General features: G+C 36.0%; 2 protein-coding genes. Both read right to left on the bottom strand.

Translation table 11 applies throughout. The features are described from left to right. Positions 1-42 precede the first annotated feature (42 nt). On the bottom strand, positions 43-900 hold the full coding sequence (gene accD, locus ABIQ28_RS13940; RefSeq protein WP_348038343.1) for an acetyl-CoA carboxylase, carboxyltransferase subunit beta: 858 nt from the start codon (positions 898-900) through the stop codon (positions 43-45). An 82-nt stretch (positions 901-982) separates the two neighbouring features. Then, on the bottom strand, positions 983-2050 hold the full coding sequence (gene fbaA, locus ABIQ28_RS13935) for a class II fructose-bisphosphate aldolase (protein WP_348038338.1): 1068 nt from the start codon (positions 2048-2050) through the stop codon (positions 983-985). Positions 2051-3628 lie beyond the last annotated feature (1578 nt).

Raw genomic sequence — 3628 nt, 5'->3', positions numbered from 1 at the left:
ATCGTTTAGTTGTGGCAAATTAATTTATAAAGGTCTTTAATTTTAAACGCGCAAGGGCTGATTGGTAATCAAATCAATATAAAGATTGATCTTGTTTTTCAAATCCTTACGTTCTGTGATAAAATCTAAAAAGCCGTGTTCCAATAAAAATTCCGCAGTTTGGAAGTTTTCAGGTAATTCTTGTCCAGTTGTATCTCTAACCACTCGTGGTCCTGCAAATCCAATTAAGGCGCCAGGTTCACTGATGTTGATGTCGCCTAGCATTGCAAACGAAGCAGTTGTTCCACCTGTGGTTGGGTCGGTGCACAAAGAGATGTAAGGAATGTTTGCGTCTGCCAATTCCGCTAATTTAGCTGATGTTTTAGCCAATTGCATTAATGACAAAGCTGCTTCCTGCATTCGTGCGCCACCAGATTTTGAAATGATAAGAAATGGTAGTTTTTTCTTTAAGGCATATTCCCCGGCACGAGCAATTTTCTCTCCCACAACACTTCCCATCGATCCACCGATAAAAGCAAAATCCATACAAGCTACCACAAGATTTTTTCCTTTAGATTTTCCTACGGCACAGCGAACGGCATCTTTAAGTTTGGTTTTTTCTTCAGCAGCTTTCAAGCGATCTGGATATGGTTTAGTGTCTACAAATTTTAAAGGATCCTTGGACGCTAAATTAGCGTCGAGTTCCTTAAACTTATTGTCATCAAATAAAATTTGAAAATACTCCTTACTGCCAATCCTTACATGGTATCCATCTTCAGGGCTTACAAAAAAGTTTTTCTCCAGCTCTTCGGTATCGATAATTTTACCCGTTGGAGATTTGTACCACAAGCCTTTTGGCGTGTCCTTCTTTTCCTCTGTAGTAGTGGTAATTCCTTTTGTTTTTCTTTTAAACCAAGACATTATGATTTATGATTTTAGATTTATGATTGAAGGTTTTTGAATTTAAAAATCTCCATAAAAAGTTAGTTCTATAAATGCAAAGTTATAAAGTATTCACATTGTTTAAATCTTCAAACGCCTTTTTTAATCTTGCAACAAAGGTTTCTTCACCTTTTCTAAGCCATACACGAGGGTCGTAATATTTTTTGTTTGGCGAATCTGGGCCGTTTGGATTTCCAATTTGAGATTGTAAATAGGCATCGTTTTCTTTGAAGTAATCGCGAATACCGCTCATAAATGCATATTGCATGTCTGTATCAATATTCATTTTGATCACACCATATCCAATAGCTTCCCTGATTTCTTCAACGCTTGATCCTGATCCACCATGGAATACAAAATCAATATGATTATGTGGTAAATTGTGTTTTTTAGATAGGAATTCTTGAGAGTTCTTAAGAATTTTTGGCGTCAATTTGACGTTTCCTGGTTTGTAAACGCCATGAACGTTTCCAAAAGCAGCGGCAATCGTAAATTGGTCACTTATCTTGCTTAATTCTTCAAAAGCATAAGCAACCTCTTCCGGTTGTGTATATAATTTAGAAACATCAACATCTGAATTGTCAACACCATCTTCCTCACCACCAGTAATACCTAATTCAATTTCTAAGGTCATTCCCATTTTGCTCATACGCTTCAAATAGGTTTTACAGGTCTCGATATTCTCTTCCAAAGGTTCCTCAGAAAGATCGATCATATGAGAACTGTATAAAGGCTTTCCTGTTTCCTTAAAGTGCTGTTCACTGGCATCCAAAAGACCGTCAATCCAAGGCAATAATTTTTTTGCAGCATGGTCTGTATGCAAGATTACTGGAACACCATAGGCTTCAGCCAAAAGATGTACGTGTTTTGCACCTGCAACGGCACCTGCAATAGCCGCTTTTTGTCCTTCATTGCTCAAGCCTTTACCTGCATTAAAGATAGCACCGCCATTGGAAAACTGAATAATTACGGGCGCATTTAATGCAGCTGCAGTTTCTAAAACCCCATTGATAGTGTCTGATCCAATAACGTTAACGGCTGGTAATGCGAATTGTTTCTCTTTTGCCAATTTAAAAATAGCCTGCACCTCTTTGCCGGTAGCAACGCCTGGCTTTATATTATGACTCATATTATTTTAATATTAATTTAGTTTCAAAAATAATGAAATTAAAACAAAGTCAAGGTTTTGGTGCCGTTGTTTTTATGAACAAGCGATGTTTTGATACCGAAAACCTTGTAGTTTGAGCTTACTTGTCAATTTTAAAATGAAACTGCATAGATGTATAATAATCCTAGTGATCAAACTTTCGAAATCGCCACTATTTTGATGTTTCATGAGATGAGTTTAGAGTCTAGAGTTTATTGTCTAGAAGCGAAATGTGGTATAAAACTGAAATCAAAAATGCACTAATCCTCATAAAACGACCGATTCAATACTTCAACATTCGTTATTCCGTATTCGTTATTCGACATTAAAAGTCCTCGTCTTTTTAAAATAATTTAGGAGTTATTTGTAATCTAATTCAATTTTAACTCGGTTACTGAACTTGTCGAAGTTTCAGCCTCATTAACCTTGCGCCCATTGCGGTTAGAATAAATCATCACTGTTTAAACGCAAAGAAGTTGAAAATAATATCAAAATGCACTATCTCCAATAATCGACCGCTTCAATACTTCATGATTCGTTATTCTGTATTCGTTATTCGACATTAAAAGTCCTCGTCTTTTTAAAATAATTTAGGAGTTATTTGTAATCTAATTCAATTTTAACTCGGTTACTGAACTAGTCGAAGTTTCAGCCACATTAACCTTGCGCTAAACTTTGCGCCCATTGCGGTTAAAATAAATCAAAGCTGTTTAAACGCAAAGACGCTACGGGTTTTCGCGAAGGTTGCAACGAAAATAAAATCTAACGACATTGATGATCTATACGTTGAAAATGATATCAAAATGCACTATCTCCAATAATCGACCGCTTTAATACTTCATGATTCGTTATTCTGTATTCGTTATTCGACATTAAAGTCCTCGTCTTTTTAAAATAATTTAGGATTTATTTGTAATCTAATTCAATTTTAACTCGGTTACTGAACTAGTCGAAGTTTCAGCCACATTAACCTTGCGCACCTTGCGCTAAACTTTGCGCCCATTGCGGTTGAAATAAATCAACGTTGATTAAATGCCAAGACCCCAAGTTTTCGCTAAAGTCGCAACGAAAATAACACCTAACGACATTGATAATATATATGCTAAAACTGAAATCAAAAATGCACTATCTCCAATAATCGACCGACTCAATACTTCAACATTCGTTATTCCGTATTCGTTATTCGACATTAAAAGCCATCGTCTTTTTAAAATAACATTAGGAGTTATTTAGAATCTAATTTATTAGCTTATATAAGTGAATTGCCGAATCTGTCGAAACAAGATTGCTGAGCCTGTCGAAGCATTAAAAAGGAATTCTTCTGTGATACGTTCTGAGCCCTGCCTCAGGATGTTTATTAGACCATCGATCGCTGTTTGTGAAACGCTATCCTAACTCTTAATACTTAATTCTCAGCACTTAATTCTCCTTCCTAAAAAGGATAGTTAATCCCAATATTATAAACGGCATTCCCGAAATTATAATCCTTAAACCAACGGTTTCCTAAGTCATACGATGGGTCATAGGTTTTAAAGCCGATGTCACCACGAAGGACAAAAA

It is taken from the genome of Gelidibacter sp. (assembly GCF_039916245.1).
GTDB lineage: Bacteria > Bacteroidota > Bacteroidia > Flavobacteriales > Flavobacteriaceae > Gelidibacter.
Note: the sequence above shows the minus strand (reverse complement) of the source record. Positions and strands in the feature narration are given on the sequence as shown.

Excerpts from the sequence above, each read along its gene's own strand:
- accD (WP_348038343.1), bottom strand. The coding sequence starts at position 900 with ATGTCTTGGTTTAAAAGAAAAACAAAAGGAATTACCACTACTACAGAG.
- fbaA (WP_348038338.1), bottom strand. The coding sequence starts at position 2,050 with ATGAGTCATAATATAAAGCCAGGCGTTGCTACCGGCAAAGAGGTGCAG.